Consider the following 206-nt stretch of genomic DNA (forward strand, 5'->3'; position numbering starts at 1 on the left):
TGAGTGATCCGGCCCGGTGGGAGGCTGGTGATGGCGTAGATGGTGACGATGGTGGTCTTGCCGGTGCGGTGGTCGGTGCGGCGGCGTTTGACCTGGATGGCCTGGGCGGCGTGCGGGAAGGGCAGGCCGGGGCGGACGGTGCAGATCTTCATCCGGCGGATCTCGCGGCGGCCGTGGCCGTGCTCGTCGGTGCGGTCGTTCAGGAT

At 69.9% G+C, this 206-nt stretch carries 1 pseudogene; it reads right to left on the minus strand.

Going from position 1 to position 206, the window contains the following annotated elements:
• Positions 1–206: pseudogene (locus IO39_RS56515) on the minus strand (ISAs1 family transposase); the annotation flags it as partial.

The sequence above is a fragment of the Nonomuraea candida genome (assembly GCF_000725485.1).
Lineage (GTDB): Bacteria > Actinomycetota > Actinomycetes > Streptosporangiales > Streptosporangiaceae > Nonomuraea > Nonomuraea candida.